Genomic DNA, 273 nt, shown 5'->3' on the forward strand with positions numbered 1-273 from the left:
CTGGAGCCACCGCCGCCCGTCCGGGATCCGACGGATCTCAGGCTGCATACGCGCCAGCTCGCCGACCTTCTCCGGGCCAGATTTCCCGACAGATGGGTCGGTGTGGAAATCGGCACGCTTCCGCTTCGGTGTGAGGACGACCTGTTCTCCGATTTCATCGACCTTGGAGATGGCCTTGGGGTTCGCCTCGATTATGACCCCGAGGAGCCGGAGCGGGTACTCTGGATCAGTGCCGGCAACCGTGACCATGGTGGTGAGCCGCTCGATTTTCCC

Annotated in this window: 1 protein-coding gene; it reads right to left on the minus strand. The window is 63.4% G+C overall.

Features of this window, described 5'->3' with window-relative positions; translation table 11 throughout:
- A partial coding sequence (locus tag B7449_RS22255) for a hypothetical protein (RefSeq protein WP_209426778.1) occupies positions 1-273 on the minus strand: 273 nt, incomplete at both ends.

This window comes from Komagataeibacter intermedius TF2 (genome assembly GCF_000964425.1).
GTDB classification, from domain to species: domain Bacteria; phylum Pseudomonadota; class Alphaproteobacteria; order Acetobacterales; family Acetobacteraceae; genus Komagataeibacter; species Komagataeibacter intermedius.